This window comes from Streptomyces angustmyceticus (genome assembly GCF_040701845.1).
Classification (GTDB): Bacteria; Actinomycetota; Actinomycetes; order Streptomycetales; family Streptomycetaceae; genus Streptomyces; species Streptomyces angustmyceticus_A.
In genome coordinates this window covers 22715-38522 of sequence record NZ_JBFBHQ010000023.1, presented here as the reverse complement: position 1 = coordinate 38522, position 15808 = coordinate 22715, and the positions used below count along the sequence as shown (strand labels likewise).

At 71.2% G+C, this 15808-nt stretch carries 20 protein-coding genes; 17 read left to right on the top strand and 3 right to left on the bottom strand.

Annotation, left to right across the window (positions count from 1 at the left end):
• Positions 1–123: 123 nt before the first annotated feature.
• The 13 genes from AB0411_RS30345 to AB0411_RS30285 all read left to right on the top strand — a co-directional run bounded on the left by AB0411_RS30345 (position 124) and on the right by AB0411_RS30285 (position 11621).
• Positions 124–330, top strand: a complete 207-nt coding sequence (locus AB0411_RS30345; RefSeq protein WP_366420486.1) for a hypothetical protein — start codon at positions 124–126, stop codon at positions 328–330.
• Between the two features lie 95 nt (positions 331–425).
• The gene (locus AB0411_RS30340; protein WP_366420485.1) at positions 426–617 is read left to right on the top strand and encodes a hypothetical protein; all 192 of its coding nucleotides are present in this window, start codon (positions 426–428) and stop codon (positions 615–617) included.
• A 236-nt stretch (positions 618–853) separates the two neighbouring features.
• Positions 854–1651, top strand: coding sequence for a hypothetical protein (locus AB0411_RS30335; protein WP_366420484.1), 798 nt, complete (start codon positions 854–856; stop codon positions 1649–1651).
• 124 nt (positions 1652–1775) lie between these two features.
• Positions 1776–2042: a hypothetical protein gene (locus tag AB0411_RS30330; RefSeq protein WP_366420483.1), complete on the top strand. Its 267-nt coding sequence runs from the start codon at positions 1776–1778 to the stop codon at positions 2040–2042.
• A gap of 240 nt (positions 2043–2282) precedes the next feature.
• On the top strand, positions 2283–4154 hold the full coding sequence (locus tag AB0411_RS30325; RefSeq protein WP_366420482.1) for a DUF2637 domain-containing protein: 1872 nt from the start codon (positions 2283–2285) through the stop codon (positions 4152–4154).
• 137 nt (positions 4155–4291) lie between these two features.
• Positions 4292–4843 carry a hypothetical protein gene (locus AB0411_RS30320; protein WP_366420481.1) on the top strand — a complete coding sequence of 184 codons (552 nt, stop codon included), beginning with the start codon at positions 4292–4294 and terminating at the stop codon, positions 4841–4843.
• Entirely contained in the window at positions 4840–5043 is a 204-nt protein-coding gene (locus AB0411_RS30315; protein ID WP_328743579.1) for a hypothetical protein, read from the top strand. The genes AB0411_RS30320 and AB0411_RS30315 overlap by 4 nt, the downstream gene beginning before the upstream one ends.
• A 123-nt stretch (positions 5044–5166) precedes the next feature.
• On the top strand, positions 5167–7761 hold the full coding sequence (locus AB0411_RS30310; protein WP_366420480.1) for a hypothetical protein: 2595 nt from the start codon (positions 5167–5169) through the stop codon (positions 7759–7761).
• Positions 7762–7775: 14 nt separating this feature from the next.
• Entirely contained in the window at positions 7776–8225 is a 450-nt protein-coding gene (locus tag AB0411_RS30305; protein WP_366420479.1) for a conjugal transfer protein TraB, read from the top strand.
• Between the two features lie 74 nt (positions 8226–8299).
• The gene (locus tag AB0411_RS30300) at positions 8300–10579 is read left to right on the top strand and encodes a hypothetical protein (RefSeq protein ID WP_366420478.1); all 2280 of its coding nucleotides are present in this window, start codon (positions 8300–8302) and stop codon (positions 10577–10579) included.
• A 39-nt stretch (positions 10580–10618) separates the two neighbouring features.
• Positions 10619–10807, top strand: coding sequence for a hypothetical protein (locus AB0411_RS30295; RefSeq protein WP_366420477.1), 189 nt, complete (start codon positions 10619–10621; stop codon positions 10805–10807).
• 44 nt (positions 10808–10851) lie between these two features.
• Positions 10852–11043, top strand: a complete 192-nt coding sequence (locus AB0411_RS30290; protein ID WP_366420476.1) for a hypothetical protein — start codon at positions 10852–10854, stop codon at positions 11041–11043.
• An 83-nt stretch (positions 11044–11126) separates the two neighbouring features.
• Entirely contained in the window at positions 11127–11621 is a 495-nt protein-coding gene (locus AB0411_RS30285) for a hypothetical protein (RefSeq protein ID WP_366420475.1), read from the top strand.
• A gap of 81 nt (positions 11622–11702) precedes the next feature.
• Here AB0411_RS30285 and AB0411_RS30280 read toward each other — a convergent pair whose 3' ends face one another.
• Positions 11703–11921 carry a hypothetical protein gene (locus tag AB0411_RS30280; RefSeq protein ID WP_366420474.1) on the bottom strand — a complete coding sequence of 73 codons (219 nt, stop codon included), beginning with the start codon at positions 11919–11921 and terminating at the stop codon, positions 11703–11705.
• Positions 11922–12014: 93 nt separating this feature from the next.
• Between AB0411_RS30280 and AB0411_RS30275 the strand changes: the two genes are divergently transcribed.
• From AB0411_RS30275 to AB0411_RS30265, 3 genes are all read left to right on the top strand, one after another.
• Complete coding sequence (locus AB0411_RS30275) at positions 12015–12800, top strand: hypothetical protein (protein WP_366420473.1); 786 nt, start codon at positions 12015–12017, stop codon at positions 12798–12800.
• 264 nt (positions 12801–13064) lie between these two features.
• A complete protein-coding gene (locus AB0411_RS30270; RefSeq protein ID WP_366420472.1) occupies positions 13065–13493 on the top strand; it encodes an RRQRL motif-containing zinc-binding protein in 429 nt (142 codons plus the stop codon).
• A gap of 66 nt (positions 13494–13559) precedes the next feature.
• The gene (locus tag AB0411_RS30265) at positions 13560–13853 is read left to right on the top strand and encodes a hypothetical protein (protein ID WP_366420471.1); all 294 of its coding nucleotides are present in this window, start codon (positions 13560–13562) and stop codon (positions 13851–13853) included.
• 349 nt (positions 13854–14202) lie between these two features.
• Here AB0411_RS30265 and AB0411_RS30260 read toward each other — a convergent pair whose 3' ends face one another.
• Complete coding sequence (locus tag AB0411_RS30260; RefSeq protein ID WP_366420470.1) at positions 14203–15012, bottom strand: leucine-rich repeat domain-containing protein; 810 nt, start codon at positions 15010–15012, stop codon at positions 14203–14205.
• A 173-nt stretch (positions 15013–15185) separates the two neighbouring features.
• Positions 15186–15530 (bottom strand): hypothetical protein, encoded by a 345-nt coding sequence (locus tag AB0411_RS30255; protein ID WP_366420469.1) that lies wholly within the window; start codon positions 15528–15530, stop codon positions 15186–15188.
• Between the two features lie 76 nt (positions 15531–15606).
• Between AB0411_RS30255 and AB0411_RS30250 the strand changes: the two genes are divergently transcribed.
• A complete protein-coding gene (locus AB0411_RS30250; RefSeq protein WP_366420468.1) occupies positions 15607–15795 on the top strand; it encodes a hypothetical protein in 189 nt (62 codons plus the stop codon).
• The last annotated feature ends 13 nt before the right edge of the window (positions 15796–15808 follow it).

Genomic DNA, 15808 nt, shown 5'->3' with positions numbered 1-15808 from the left:
CGAACGACCACGGTCGCCACCACCCCTCGGGTGGCGGCGGCCGTGGCTGCTCGACGCAGTCACGGCGACAGCCCCCGGGTGCGACCGGGGGCTGTCAGTACAGGACCTAATTGGGAGGCCCTGATGCGGATCAGCATCACACACGCCCTCACCGCCGTAACCGGCGGCGTCCTCGACGACACCATCGACGACATCGAGTCGCAGGAGGCGGGCCACGACTACGAGGCCGAGGACACCGTCCGGCACCTCGAGGACTGGAAGGCCCGGCGCGCCCGGGTCACCACCACGCAGGCAGTCCATGCCGCGGCCGGGATGCGAGGTGCGGCATGAGCGGGATGACGGACGCCGAGCGCGAAGCGATGCGGCAGAAGGTCGCGGAAGACAACCGCCGCTCCTCCGGCTCCAACAGCGGAAAGAACGGCTGATTGAAGAACACCCCGATAGGCCGAGCCCGCGCCGCGTACCTCCTCGCGGCGCGGGTCCTCGACCGCCACGGTGTGGGGCACCCGCTGGCCCGCGCGCTGCTCGATCGCGCCGACCGGGCAGCGCAGGCGGCGTTCAAGGCCGGCCACCACGTCCACGACATCCACGCCTCCTCGCCTCAAAGGACCTCATGAGGAAGCCGTTCTTCGCCCACGTCGCCGTCTTCATCTACGGCGTCACCCACTGACCGATCTGCCAGCTGCCTGATCCGCCCGTCCCGGCCTCCGGGACGGGCGGAGTCGCAAGGGAGCCGGACAGCGCGGGCTCTCCCGCAGCACTCCACCAGGCCGCCCGCCTTCGCGGACCGCCGGCCTTTCACACGGCTCCCCCGGGCCCAGCCCGGATTTCCGACCACGCAGGAGGACCGCAGGTGCACACCATCCCGCTCCGCACACCGCTGGACGACACCGGCCTGGCTCACCACCACGACCAAGCCGAACAGCCCCCGGAGCCCCGGCTCGACACCTCCCGCTTCAACCACCCCAACTTCCTCGGGACGTCGCGGGGCGAGCGTGAGGGCTGGATCGTCTACTCCTTCACACCCTTCACCGGCGCGGAGGACATGCCGCGGCTGCCGTCGGTCGCGTATCGCGACCTTCCACTGGGTTGGCAGGACTGGGAACCCCTGTCCCGCCAGTACGAAGCAGCGCGGATCCTCTGGTCCCACGCCCGTCTCCGCCGCCAGGCCACACCGCTCCTCCACAAGGCCGCCTCGCGCTGGACGGACTGGACGAAGGCGCAGGCTCAGCTGATCGCGGCCTTCGACCAGTTCTGGAGCACCGGCGACGGCCAGTGGCGCGCCCAGCTGCTCCGCCTCATTGACGCCGAACGCGCCGCCATCACGGCGGCCGACCGTTGGGACACGGTCGCCGGGCTGCTTGCCCAGGCCGCCGCCGACCAGATCGACGTCGCGGGTCGGGAAGAGGAGCTGCCGCTGACCACCGTGGCCAAGGAGATCGGATACGACGCCTCGGACTGGATGGTCCGCCCCGTCGACGACTACTGCCACCCGCTCCCCCAGTACCGCATCGTCCGGGACGGCGTCGACCTCTGGGACCGCGCCACCCCGCTCGCCGCTTTAGCGGCGAAGTTGATCGAGGCACAGCGAGAGCGACTCCGCGAGGTCGCCAGCCTCACCGGTGACACAACCACCCACCCGCTCGCCTGACTTTGTCCCACCCGGCGGGAGCGGCAAGCAGTTTCGAGCCCGCCCGCAGCACTTCCCGGACCGGTTGCCCGCTTCACGGGCGGCCGGCCTATCCATTCGCCCAGCCGTTGACAGGAGACCAGAGATGATCAAGAAGTTGCGTGCCAGGAAGACCGAGCGCCTCGCGAGGCAGCGGCACGCCCGCCTGATGAGTGCGGCGGAAAATCTGATCCGGGAAGCGGTGCTGAAGCCGACGACCTCGCCGGAGCAGGTCACCGCGACGCAGGTCGCCTGCCTGGCGTTCGCCCGGCACGAGATGCGCATCGACGAGGCCGAGGCAGCCGATTACCTGGCTGCCGCCCTGGTCGAACGCGGATACAACACCGACCACATGCCCGCCGTCCCCGCCTGACGTTTCGCTCCCGCCCGGCGGGAGCCGCAGGCAGTTTCGAGCCCACCCGGCAGCACACCCCAGACCGGCCGCCCACCCCCCTGGGCCGCCGGTCTTCTGCACGCCCGGAGCGGGGCGAGGCGGTGTCCGCTTCGCAAGCAACCATCCGCACCGACCGCCGTTTCGGGAACGCACCGACGCGTTTCGCGAGCACCGGCCGCCGTTTCGACCCCACCCTGAGCAACCCTTCCGGAGGCCCCCATGACGATCACCGACTGGCCGCGAGCCACGGCCGAACCCGACCCCGACTCGGCTTCACCGGCCGCCGTTTCGGGAACGCTCACGCCGGTTTCGCAGACCCCCGACGCCGTTTCGCAGGCACCGGATTTCACTTCGGAGACGGAAAGCGGAACCGGAACGACGCCCTCTCCGGGGAAGCTGACCGGCACCCAGAAGTGGACGGCCGCAGCGATCGTGGTCGCCGCGCTCGCCCTCGCGGGCATCGGCCTGTACCTGTCCTTCGAGCACGTCGCGGACTTCGCCTTCACCGAGCTGCGCTTCGGCTCGCTGGGCAAGGGCCAGCTGTTCGCGGTCGGCGTCGACGTCGGCATCATGGTGATGATCGCGGTCGACCTCCTGATGGCCTGGCTCAAGCGCCCCATCAGCTGGATTCGCTACCCGGTGTGGCTGCTGACGGCCGCAACGGTCGTCCTCAACGCCGCGTCCGGCGCCCCCAAGGGCCGGGCGTGGGAGCTGCTGGACTACGTCGCCGCCGGCGCCCACGGCGTCGTGCCGGTCCTCTTCATCACGGTCGTCGAACTTGGCCGCGACGCCATCGACCGCGTTGTCCGGCCTGAGCAGGCCGAACGGGACTCGATTCCGTGGCTGCGGTGGGTGCTCGCCCCGGTGGCAACGTCCCGGATCTTCCGCCGGATGCGGCTGTGGGGCGTCACCTCCTACCCGGAGATGATCCGCCGCGACCAGGACCTCATCGCCTACGAGCAGTGGCTCAAGCGCAAGCACGACGGCGACATCTCCAAGGCCAGCGAGGACGAACTGCTGCCGATGAAGATGGCGCCGTACGGCTACACCGTCGCCCAGGCCCTGGCCATGCCCGACGAGCAGGAACAGGCAGCTCAGGAGCGTGAGGAAGAGGCTGAGCGCCGCCGCCTGGACGCGGAGACCCGCGGCGAGGTCGCCAAGGCGGAGTCCGAAGCCGAGCGGCTGCGGGCCAAGGGCAAGGTGGAGCTGGTCCAGGCGGAGGTCGACGGTCAGACCGGCCAGGCCCGAGCCCACGCCCGAGCCCAGGTCAGCGCCGCAGAGCGGGCCGCTGAGCTGGAGCAGCAGGCCCTCGACAACGCCGTGGTCGCCGAAGCCCGCGCCCGCGAGGCGGAGGCGGAGCGCAAGGAAGCCCAGGAGCGCAAGGCGAGGGCCGCCGCCGACCTGGAGAAGGCCGAACTCGAACGGAAGGCCGCTGAGCAGCGCAGGGCGGCGGCCGAGGCGGACAAGGTCGCCGCCGCAGAGGCCGACGCGATCGAGACCGAGCGCATCGCGCAGGCGCGTCGGACGACGGCCGCCGCCGTCCTCGAGGCGGCCGAGCTGGAACGCCAGGCAGCCGAGAAGCGGAAGGAAGCTGCGGAGGCCGACCGGGGCGCCGCGGCGGAGGCACAGGCCATCGAGACTCAGGCCATCGCCGAAGCCCGCAAGGCCGCTGCCGAAACGGAGCGGGCCGCTGCCGAAACGGAGCGGGCTGCCGCCGAAACGCGGCGCGCTGCTGCCGAAGCCGACCGCAAGAAGGCGGAGGAGGAGCGCCGCCAGGCGTCCGCCCTCGCCGACATCGCGCGCTCCCAGAAGGAGGCCGCCGAAGCCGAGCGGGCTGCCGCCGAAACGCGGCGGGGCGCTGCCGAAATCGAGCGGGCCGCGGTCGAAGCCGAGGACACCGCGAAGCTCAAGCCGCGCGAGCGCGCGGTCCGCAAGGTCGCCCGGATGATCCTCACCGTCGGCGGCGACGCCGACCGGCTGCCGCTCGCCGAAATCCAGCACGAGCTGGCGGTCACCTCACCCGGCACCGCCTCCGAGTACCGCCAGGAGGCAGCCGAGCTGCTCGCCGGCGGCTACCGCCCGGAGCAGTGACCTGCACGAACCGCAGTTTCGACGGTTCCACCGGCCCCCGAGACGAAGTCAGCGCCTCGGGAGCGCGGTGAAGGCGCCGAAACGCCACGACAAAGCCTCCCAGATCGCCCCCGCCCCGAGAAGGAGAACCCCACCTCATGGATATCAACGCACTGTTCACGGATGAGGGCCTGCGGGCCTTCACCGCCACCGTCCGCGACCAGCACGTTCGCGACGCCCAGCAGTACGGGCAGATCGCCGACATCGTGCGCCGGCGCCTGGAGCAGACGCCCATCGAGGGCGACCGCTGGATGGCCAAGAAGCTCCGCGCCTGGAAGGTGTCGCGGCAGCTCAAGGCCATGCAGAAGGCGTCCGGCGAGGCCGCGAGCAAGGCCGAGGCCCTGTACGCGACCTACGTCAACGAGGTCCTGGAGCTCCCGCAGCGCAGGGCGGTCGCGGAGGCCAAGAAGCTCGAGCGCAAGAACGGCCGCCAGGCCGCCGTCGGCGCGGCCGTCGCCAAGTCCCTGGACAAGACGGTGACCGCGCTCAACACCCCCCAGGAGCAGGCCCCGGGCGCGGTCCCGCAGGCGAGGCCGGCGGAGTTCGTGACCCCGGACAACCCCTGGAACCAGTGGCCGGTGGCGGCCGGTGGTGAGCAGGCTCCGACCCGCTCGATCAACGACTACTTCGCGAAGGGAGAGCAGGGGTGACTACCCCTCGGCAGGTGCAAAACCGCTCGAAGTTCTGGAACGGACGGGTCGCGGAGGCCCAGAGCGACCAGGAGCGGGCCGGGGTCTGGTACGACGCGTGCCGGACCCTGGCCCGCCAGGCCGAACGGGACGGCAAGCCGAACCTGTGGCCCGCGCTCACCAAGGCGCTGCACGACTTCTACAAGAACAACGGAGGGTGACGAAGTTCTTCTTCATCACCGCCTCCTCCTCGCCGCCCGGAGCACTCCAAGGCGCGCGCGTGTCGTGCGCGCGCGAGGGTGCCCCAGGCGGTGACCGTCTGTCAACTCCGAGAGGGAGACGTCATGGCCGACGACGACGGCCCCAACAACTTGATCCACTTCCCCCGCGTGGGCTACACCGCCCCCACCGAACCCCCCGCGGAGACCACCGCTCCGGCGCCCGCCGACGTGCCGTTCGCCGCCCCCGCAGACGCCTCCCCGGCCACCCCCGAAGCGTTTGCACCCGCGACGCGAACCGACCCGATGGGCGTCATCGCGGCCATTCCCGAGCCCGGTCACGGTGCCCCGTTCTCCGCCGACTCGGGGGCCGCCACGGCCCCCGCTTCGACGGGCGCGATGGTCCCGGCGACCTTCCGTTCGGAGGGCGCGCAGCCCGGCGCGCCGCGCCTGGGATCGCTGTCCCTGGCGGCGATCCTCGCGGTGTCCCTGGCCGCCATGCGCGGTATTCACTCCGCCGTCGCGGCGGGCCGGGCCAACCGGGAGCAGCGCGAGGCGGTCGCGAAGACCGCGAGCACCGCCAAGGACGGCTCCTCCGGAGGCGGTTCGAAGAAGCAGGTGCAGCCCAGTCACGAGTACGGCCGCAAGACTCTCCAGAGCGGCCCTGGCGGCTCGGGAGGCCGCTCGGGAGGCTCCGGTCTGGGCAGGTCCGGACGTGGTGGCAGCGGGTCGCCCAGCGGTTCGGGAGGCCGGGGGCGCGGCGGGTCGACGACCAGGTCGCCCAGCGGCTCCGGCGGCGGCGGTGGCGGGCGCGGGCACGGTCCGGGCTCCGGCTCGGGCGGCGGCGGAGGCCGCACTACCTCGCCCAAGAACGGCTCCGGGATCACCCCGCTCAAGCGAAACTCGCAGGGCGGCGGCCACAGCCTCAAGAAGAACCGCGGCCCCGGATCGTCCGGCGGATCGAGCGGCTCAGGAGGCTCCGGAGGCAGCAAGGGCCCGAGCAACAGCGGCGGCGGAGGCGGCAGGAAGAACCGCGGCCCCAGCAACGGCGGCGGGTCCGGCTCCTCCGGCGGCGGCTCCGCCACGAACCGCAAGCGCGGACCCGGCAGCACCGGGACCGGGGCCGGCGGTTCGTCCGGTAGTCCGGGCAAGAAGCGTGGACCGGGCGCTGGAACGGGGACCGGCAAGACGACGGGCCCCGGCACCAAGAGCCCCGGCAAGGGCACAGGTTCGGGCGGGAAGACCACGACCGGCGCGACCAGCTCGAAGGGGACCGGCACCGGCAAGGGAACGGCGACCGGCCCCAAGAGCGGCACGAAGAAGTCGCCGCGTGGCACGACCGGCCCGTCCGGGATCCTGCGCAAGAAGCCTGGCACCACCACCTCCGGCACCGGCCCCAAGACCAAGCCGAAGGGCAAGGGCAGCAGCGGCGCGGGCACCACGGCGCCCGGCAGCAAGCGCGGCGGCGGGAAGAAGGGCAAGACCCGCTCCGGCAAGGGCGGGACGATCCCGTCCCCGGGGCCCACGGCGCCGGGCGGGAAGTCCCGCAAGGGCAAGAAGGTGAAGCTCACGCCGGGGATCGCACACGGCACCATGGCGGCGTCCGACACGTACGGCTGCCGTTGCCGCAAGTGCCGCCGCTTCGACCGCGAGTACGGCAAGAAGATGGAGGCGGCGAGGAAGTCCGCCGCGCGCGGCCGGACCACGTTCGGCGAGGCCGTGCACGAGACCGCGAGCAAGCGGCTCAAGCGCCGCCGCAAGAAGATGGGCCCGCCGGTCATCACGAAGGTCAAGGTCAAGAAGCCGAAGAAGAAGACCGGCCCGAAGACCAAGACCACCAAGCCCGCCAGCACCACGCCCGCCGGTCCGGCCGCGAAGGCGCCGACCCGCCGTACGCCCTGGTCCACGGCCAAGGCGCGGGCTCGCAAGCGCGCCCGGATGCGTACCACCACGGTCCCCGGGCCCCGCCCGGCACCGACGGCCGGCACGACCACACCGCCCCCACCGCCAGGCCCGCCCGGTCCTCCGGCAGCTGCACCGGCCCCGGCCGCCGCGGTCGCCGGGGCCGTTGCCGCCCCGGCCTCGCCGGGCGGCGGCACGGTGCCCGGCACCGGCACTCCGCGCCTGTCGCCGTTCGAGGCGATGGGCATGGCGACGGCGGTGTCCGCTCCGGCTGATCCGATCACGGTCGAACGGGCCGACTCCCCCAAGACCGGCCCGGCGACGCCCGGCGCGGGTCTTCCCGCCGGCACCTCGAGCACGAGCACGAAGGAGAACAGCGTGAGTGACGCCTGGCTGACGAAGTGGGGCAGCGGCAGCGTCGCGGACATGGACGCGCAGCACGAGACCGAGGTCACCCTCGACGACAGCCTTGACCTCCTGGAGGAGCTCACCGAGCAGTCGTTCAAGGCGCACGAGACCTGCCGCAAGCTCTCCACGAAGGCGCGGGAGATCCGCCACGAGCTGGACGAACTCGCCGCCGACCTGCGCTCCACGCACAACGTCATCGGCCGCCTGACCGGCGCCGCGATGGCGAAGCTGGCGGAGTCCATGGAGCTGCTGGCCCGCAAGGCTGACGAGATGGCCACGAAGTCGCTGACGGCCGCGGAGCTCTCCGAGACGGCGGAGAACGAGATGTTCGACGCCTACCGGCCCCTCCAGCAGGCCACCGAGGACGCCGGCCTGCTCGTGCCCGCCGCCCGCGTCCACAACGAGAACTGAGAGGAGATCAGCACGTGAGCGACAACCTCCCCGCCATCCCGGGCATGAACAACGGCGTGGCCAGCAGCGCCGGCAGCGCCAGCACCGGCAACGGTTTCCTCGCCCTCGCGGGCCGGACCGCCAAGCTCGCCGCTTCCGCCCTCTTCCTCAAGGAGGGCATGCACCTGCTCCGCTCCCATATGCAGGCCAACGCCAACGCGGCCATGCGCCTGTCGGAGATGTGCGGCCAGGCCGAAGTCGAGCCCCAGTTCACCTCGATGATCGAGGACGTCTCCACCTCTCTCACCGGGGTCGCGGAGGCGTCCGGCGAGATGGTCAACGCCGCCGACTCCGTTGGCACCGACGCCCGCGGCTTCAACGGCGCGCACGACCGGGAGTACCGCCCCGGCTACGAAGCCTCCAACGGCTCCGGCGTCAAGCAGGCCAAGCCCGGCTTCTACCGGCGCACCGGCCGCCGCCGCTGACCCACCCCGCGCAGCAGGGGCCGCGCCCACAACGGGCGCGGCCCCTGCTGCCCTGCCCTCGAACGGAGGTTGTGTTGAGCACCATCGACCAGGCGGCGCCGACCGCCGACACCACCAAGAGCGTCCCCGGCCACGTCATCTACCGGCGCGTCCTGGCCGAACGCACCTCCTACGCCCTCGCCGCGGCCGGGATGGCCGTCGGCCCGCAGCTGGACGACAGCGCCTGGTCCTACCTCGCCTCCGGTGGAATTGGACTGGGCACCCTGGCCTGGCTGTACGTGAAGACGAAGGACCCGGACCAGGGCCTGGGCATGCTGACCCGGGCGCAGCGGGCGATCCCGTTCCTGACGGCCGCCGGCACCTACGTGGCGAACCTGATCACCCCCGGCTTCAACTGGTGGGAGGTCGTCGCCCCCGCCGCGTGGGCGTCTCTGATGGGCTGGATGGCGCCGCTCACCCGCAGCGCCGGCCTGGTCCTGGAGCTTAGCGAGCAGCAGGCGCTGGCCGACCCCGCCCGGGAGCTGACGTACACCGAGTTCCTCGCCGCGAAGTGGCAGCAGGCCACTGGGGATGGCACCCGCCTGGTGTCCATCACCCCGTATCGCGCCGACCGGCCCGACTTCGAGGCCGTCGTCGTCGCCCAGGCCGGGAAGGCGGTGCCCACCTTCACCGAGGTGCAGCTGGCCGCCGCGTTCGACTTCCCGGTCGGCACGGTGAAGATGCGCCCGATCCAGGGCTCCGGGCCCGGCCGGATGCGGCTGGTCGCCCGCCCCACCTCCGAGGACGTGGAGGCTGTCGCCGAAGGCATCCGGGGCCTGTGGGAGACCGCGGTCGCCGCCCCGGGCAAGGCCGCCCCCGGTGTCGAGCTGCTCGACTACCGGGCGGAGCCGCACCGCATCGTGCTGCTGGTCGCCTCTCCTCCGGGCAAGGAGATCCACCTGCCGCACACGGCGATCTGCTCCGCCTTCGGCATCGACGACCCCTCCCGGCTCGTCATCGAGACGGACGGCATCCGCCAGGGCGTCGTCTCCATCTACAAGACGAACCCGCTGATGAAGGTCCGCAAGGCCACCGTCGAAGACCTGACGATGGACGCCAAGGGCCGCGTCACCATCGGCGTCTGCCACGACGGCAAGCCTGCCCGGATGCGGCTGTGGGACCCGAGCCAGGGCGCCCTGCGCGGCATCACCGCTGGCGTCACCGGCGCGGGCAAGTCGGTCCTGCAGAACCTGATCCTCGCGGCGGAGAAGCGCTCCGGCGTCGTCTCCTGGGTCGGCGACGTCCAGGGCGGCATGTCGCTGCCCGAGGCGGAAGGCCGGGTCGACTGGTTCGCCAAGGGCCCGGTGGAGACGCTCCTGATGCTCACGGCCGCGCACGCGGTCATGAAGTACCGCGAGCGGATCTCCAACGAGATGGGACGCGGCGACTTCGCCCTGAACCGGCCGTGGCCGCTCATCAACATCACGCTGGACGAGATCAACCGGCTGCTGTCCCACCCGGACGAAGCGATGCGCAAGGCCACCGCCTACCTCATCGCCGACATCCAGAAGACCGGCCGCAAGGTCGGCATCGGCATCCGGCTCGCCGTGCAGTCCCTGCACCTCAAGGACCTCGGTGACGACGACGCGATCCGCCAGCAGGGCAAGGTCGGCGCGCTGTTCCTCATGCGCACCGCCTCCTCCTCCACCAAGGAGATGGGCCTGGACGGCATCGCCCCGGCCGGTTTCCAGATGGAGAACATCCCCGCCCGGATCTACGAGAACGGGCAGATCGAGGCGCTGTTCTCCGGCAAGGACGACGAGGACGGCGAGTCCACCGCGGGCATGGCGTACATGTTCCTCGACGGGCGCGCCAAGTTCATGCGCACGTTCTTCGCGGAGAAGGTCGACGGCGTCTACCCCGACCTGATCGCCCTGTACGGCGACGAACCCGCCAACGGGCTCACCGAGGGCGAGGCCAAGGCCGCGCAGGCCGGGGCCGCGATCTACGGCGTGCGGCACACCAACCCGTACGCCGACTGCGACACGCTCGCCCAGGCGTTCTCCGACGCTCCCGGCAGCACCCCGGCGGCGGCCCCGGATGCCGACGGTGGAGACGGCGATGAGGCGCCCGCCCCGTTCGAGGCGCCGTTCGGCATCCCGTTCGGCGACGGCGGCCCCGACATCGGGGAGGAGCCCGGCCTCCAGGACCAGATCCTCGACCTGCTCGCCGACGGGCCCAAGAGCCTCAAGCAGCTGCGCGAGGCCCTGCCCAGCTTCCAGCCCTCCAGCGTCAGCAACGCCTGCACCCAGCTCAAGTCGAAGGGCCTGGCCAAGTCGCTCAAGCGCGGCCACTGGCAGCTCACCGACAGCTGACCCGCACCCACCACCCACTCACCGAAGGAACCGATACCCATGGCCCTGTCGATCTCCCTGGTCGTCCTGCTCGGCATCATCGTCTTCGTCCTCGTGCGCACCGGCTACCAGCGGATCATGCCGGGCATCGCCGTCTGCCTCTTCGGCTTCTTCCTCGCCAGCACCGGCATCGCCCCCACGATCACCAGCGCCGTGTCCTCCCTCACCGAATGGATCAGCAGCTTCTGACCCGCCCCAATTCGTCCCGCCCGAACGTGAAGGAGAACACGACGATGAACCGCCCCCTGGTCCTGGTGGTCGACGACGCCGCCGACGTCCTCGCGGCCAGCCCCGAGGCCCGCGAGCTCGTCACCGAGCTCCTGCGCACCGGCCGCCGCAACGGCCTGGTGGTCCGCTTCGAGGACCGCCGACCGCTGTGGCAGTACCCGACGCTCGGCGCGCTCGAGGCCGCCGCCCAGCAGTAGCGCCGCCCGCTCCCCGCCCCTGCGCCCTTCCCGCCACCCCGGCGGGGAGGGCGCCCCGCGTCTGCCCCGAAACGGAGATCACCGTGGACTTCGACCACATCACCCGCCCGCTCACCGACGCCGAAGCCAAGGCCGAAGCCGAGCGGATCATCGCTCGGACCTTCCAGCCCGAGGCGCCCGTACGGCACATGCCGACGTCGTTCCGCGACAACACCCCGCTGCCCGCGTACGGGGACACCCCGCCCGTCCATCAGGACCACAAGCGGGTCGTCCCCGCGTGGGCGGCCGGAACCGCGGTCGCCTCCATCGGCGTCGGCGCCGGCATCACCGGCATCGGCTGCGGGGCCTGGCTGGTCCTCCAGGGCCTGGCCTCCGTCACGCTCTACGGGGTGCTGATGGTGACCTTGCCGTTCGCGGGCGTCGCGATGGTCGCCACCGCGATCGGCGGCGCTTTCAGCAAGGTCAGCAGGTCGGTGTCCAAGACGGTCTACGAGGGCCCGGTCACCCAGAACACGCAGATCAACAACACCAACAACCAGCGCGGGATGTTCTCCCGCACCCGCAACGACGTCCGCTGAACTCCGGGCGCCCTGCCTCGTATCCGACACCCCGCCCGCGGGCCGGGCTTCGGCTGCGGGACAGGCCGCCCGGCCTCGCGGTCAGTCGTAGTCGATCCAGATCCGACCGTGGTCGTCGACCTCGGCACCCCGGATCTGCCCGCCGACGATCGCCCCGTTGACCGTCACCTCGACGTCGTAGTCCACGTCGATCCACAGCACACCGTCGTCGTCGGTGAACGCGGGCCAGATCGTCCCGTCCGTGTCCACCACCTCTTCGAAGACGACTTCCTCCGGCTCATCACGGGTGAACCACCCCATCGCAGCCGCCTCCCCTCTCGCCAGGCCCGTCGCACACAGCTTGGCCCACTCGCACGCTCCGTGAACACCACATCGACACCTTGGAGTTGCCCCGTGCCGACCAACGACAACACCCCCGGCCACAACCGCCAGGAGCTCGCCTACCTCCCTGTCCACGTCCCGTTCCCGAAGACGCCGCCCAAGCCGCCGCGCCTCGCCGCGCTGCGCGAGGCCGTGCGCGACGGGTGGAACCGGGCCTGGGACATCGACGGCGTCCTCTACGAGATGTGGCAGGACGTCCTCCGCGTTCCCGAGGACGGTCCGCGGTATATGGCCCCCTGGATCCGCGCCGTGCTGATGGTCGCCGGAGTGTCTCTCGTCGTGCTGATGGCCAAGGCCGCCAGCGAAGTCGTCCTGGACGCGCTGCACCAACTGCTCACCGCCATGCCCAAGATGCAGGTCGGCGTCGACACCTCCAGCGGCGTCGCCGCCGTCGTCGACCAGCCAGTGCGCACGTACATCGCCCAGCACTCCTCCGGCCTCCCGGTCGCGGCCTCCACCGTCTACACGCTGTGGCTGCTCACCGGCATCGCCGGCCTGGTCCTCGGCTACCTCTCCCGGAACAACGGCGTGCGCGCGATGTGGTCGGGGTGGGGCGCGGCCACCGTGTTCATGGTCTGGGCGGCCACCCCGCAGGCCGGCCGTCCCGTCGCGGCCGGGCTCGCCGTCCTCGCCTGGACGTTCCTGTCCGCGTTCGCGATGCGCGGCCTGACCCTGCGCCGCCGCGTCGTCGGCCGCCCCGCGAAGGTCACGGTCAAGCCCGAGATCCACGTGCCCGTCCAGCCGCCGGCACCGGCCGCCGAACAGCACCCGCACAGCGACTGCCCGTTCCGGGACTGAGTCTCCGGTCGCTCCGCCTGGTCCTCGCCCACTCCGCTCGCGGGTGGGCGAGGGCTGGACAGGCCGACCGGCCACCTCGCACCGCGCCCCGCCGACACCAGCACGACGTCGGCGGGGCGCGGCGCTTGCTGTCCACCGACATCAGGATTAACCGCTCGTGCTCATCCCCCGCCCGCGCCGCCGGATCGGCCGGCCCCGCCCGCAGCTTCCCGGCCCCCGCTACCCGCTGCCTCAGCGCCGGTTGCCCGGTACCTGGAGCAGGTGATGGCCGAACAGGACCAGGACCTGGTCGACGTCGACCCGTACGACCCCGGCGACGGCTCCTTACCGGTCTTCCGGTGGAAGCAGGCCGGGCGCGACAACCTTGCCACCCGCCGCCAGCTGCGCCAGATGGGACTGCGCCCCGGCGGCCAGGAGCCCGTCGCCCGGATCGAATGCCGAGGCGGCAAGCGCTTCGCATGGCTGTACCGGATTGACCTGGCGAAGCCGAAGCGCCCGATGACCCTCGCCAAGGAAGCCACGCTCGACAAGGCCATGGCCGCACGCCAGACATGCCCCGGCCCATGTGGCCGGCGCTACTTCCACTGCCTCCCGCTGAAGACCTTGGGGTCCTGCCTGGAGTGCTTCGACGGCGCGCCCGCCGACCCCGCCTCCTACATCGCTCCCCCGGCCAAGCACCTGCTTGCCGCCTGATCCGAGAGGACCACCACCCATGAGCACCGCCCCGCTCGCCGCCAATTGCCGCGCCATCCCGCTGCGGTGACCGCCTGCCGTCTGCGCGTCGCCCTGCTGCTCGCCGCCGCCGTCCCGCTCGCCGCAGCGACGGCCGCCGCTGCGCTCCAGACCGGCCACTGGCAGCTGTATGCCGACCGGCACCGCATCGAGCTGACGCCCCTGCCCCGCCGCTCCTGCCCCGGCTGCCGGGGCGAGGGCGGCTGGTGGGTCGGCGGCGCGAACCCGGAGATGGAGGCGTGCGGCTGCTGGTCGGACCGGCGCGAACTGCGCGTCCGGCTCCTGCCCGTCCCGGCCTGGCCGGACGAACCCCCGTTCTGAACGACCCTCCCCCGGCCACACCGGCCGGGGGCGGACCGCTGGGTGGCCGCGCATCGGCAAAGGGCCGGCCACCCCGCTCCCTCACCCGAATTCCAGATCAGGAGAACTCCAGCATGCATCGTCCCGCCGTCTTCGCCGCCCTGCTCGGACTGACCCGCGCCGCCAGCGCGGTCGGCGACTTTTGGGTTAACGCGGCGTAGGCCGTGTCCACCCTCCCTCGTGTCTCGGCCAGGGGCTGGTGCGTGGTGCTCGCGTTCGGTCATTGGTGTCTCGGTAGTCCAGCGTCAACGCTTCGCTCCGGATTGCATCTCTCGGGGTGATCGTTGCATGACGTCCGGCGCCCGGTCGGTCAGTCCCAATCGGACGGCGGCTGGTCGACTCGGCCCCCCTTGTGGGGCATGTGGATGTAGTCATGCGCACCGCTGGGCAGTGCGGCGACGCAAGCCGATGAGCAGGCGTTCACCAGCATGGGCAATACGTCAGTGGCCACGCGCAGTGAAATCCACATCTGCCGGAGCCCAGCCTGTTCGATCGGACGGTCGCAAACGCTGCATCTGTGGACGGCTGTGGTGCCCCAGCGTCTGGGATCGAGGTCTTCCAGGGCAAGCTCCGTGACGGAGTCCAGGTCAGGCTGCAGGCGGGGAAAAGGCGGTCGCAACTTGTAGTTGCCAAACAGTGCGCGTGTACTCACCGTGCTGCGGGACAGCTTCTGGCACCGGGTGAGTTCGTAAGGAAACCAGTGCAACCGGTAAGAGGTGTAGGGCGTCAACTCCTCAAGGCTCGTCATGGCCCCGATCTCGGGCGGTATCCGGACCAGGTTGCTGCCGTAGAGCACAAGGTGCTTGACCATGGTCAGCCGCGCGATGCTCGGAGGCAGGGTGACGATCTGCCGCCGTTCCTCGGGGCTGAGTTCCACGAGAGGGCGGAATTCCTCGCGCCCGTCGGCCGCGGCTTCGTCAATCAGCTCCAGCAGACGCAGCCAGCCCGGGGCGGACGTGTCCTGGCGCTCGGTGTGAAATCCGACCCGGGCTCGGGGATGCGGCCTGGACTGGTCGAAACACGCGCAAGCATCCTGGCGAATTCCGCGTCGCTCCGGGACCGGATCCGACGTGTCACCCCAGCGGTTCACATAGAGCTGTGGCTCTCTCTCGCTCGTCATGGCGCAAAGATACGAGGGCGCCGCAGACCCCATGAGGCCATCACGTCGTCTGTAGGGCTCGACCTTGCCGGTCACCGTGGTGTGACATCAGCGGCGCGGCAGGGTGACGACACCAGCAGCGTCGTCACCCTGGTCCACTTCCGAGACTGACACCAGAGTGTTGTCGAACGTGCTCAGCTCGCGACGGAGCCGCTGGAGCTCATCGTCCTTGGCAGCCAGGACCCGAGCGCGGCCACCAGCTCCTGTCGCGTACCGAACACCGCGACACGATGCCGCCGCAGATGCATCAGCCAGTCCCGGGCCGCCAACGCGTACGCCCGCCACGAGTTCGGCGACGGCGCCCCGCTCGACGGCAGCGTACGAAGCCAGGCGTTCACCGCCCGAGTCGCCCGCGGACCGCCCGCGTCCTCGAACAGGAAGTTGTCGTCGAACAGCACCGGCATCCGCTCAGGGATCAACGGCTCGCCATCGAGCCCCCAGGACTGCCAGCCCTCGGCAGAGAAGAAGTGCACCAACACGCAGCGGGACGGTACGTCCGCGACACGACCCTCATCAACTGCTAACCCCACGTCCGATCAACGGGAGTTGAGGAATGTGAGACACGCCAAGAAAGCAGCGACAATCTGGGTCCGGAACGACTTTTGCGCCCGCGTGAAGGGCGCCTCCGACGACGCCCTGGTGATCTACGAGGACCCGGCCACCAAGGAGAAGACCACCCACGGCACCGCCGATGGCCGCAAGGCTTGCCTGCACCACTGCCTTTCTGTTGGGCTGGTGACCTAGGAGCCCTCCCCTC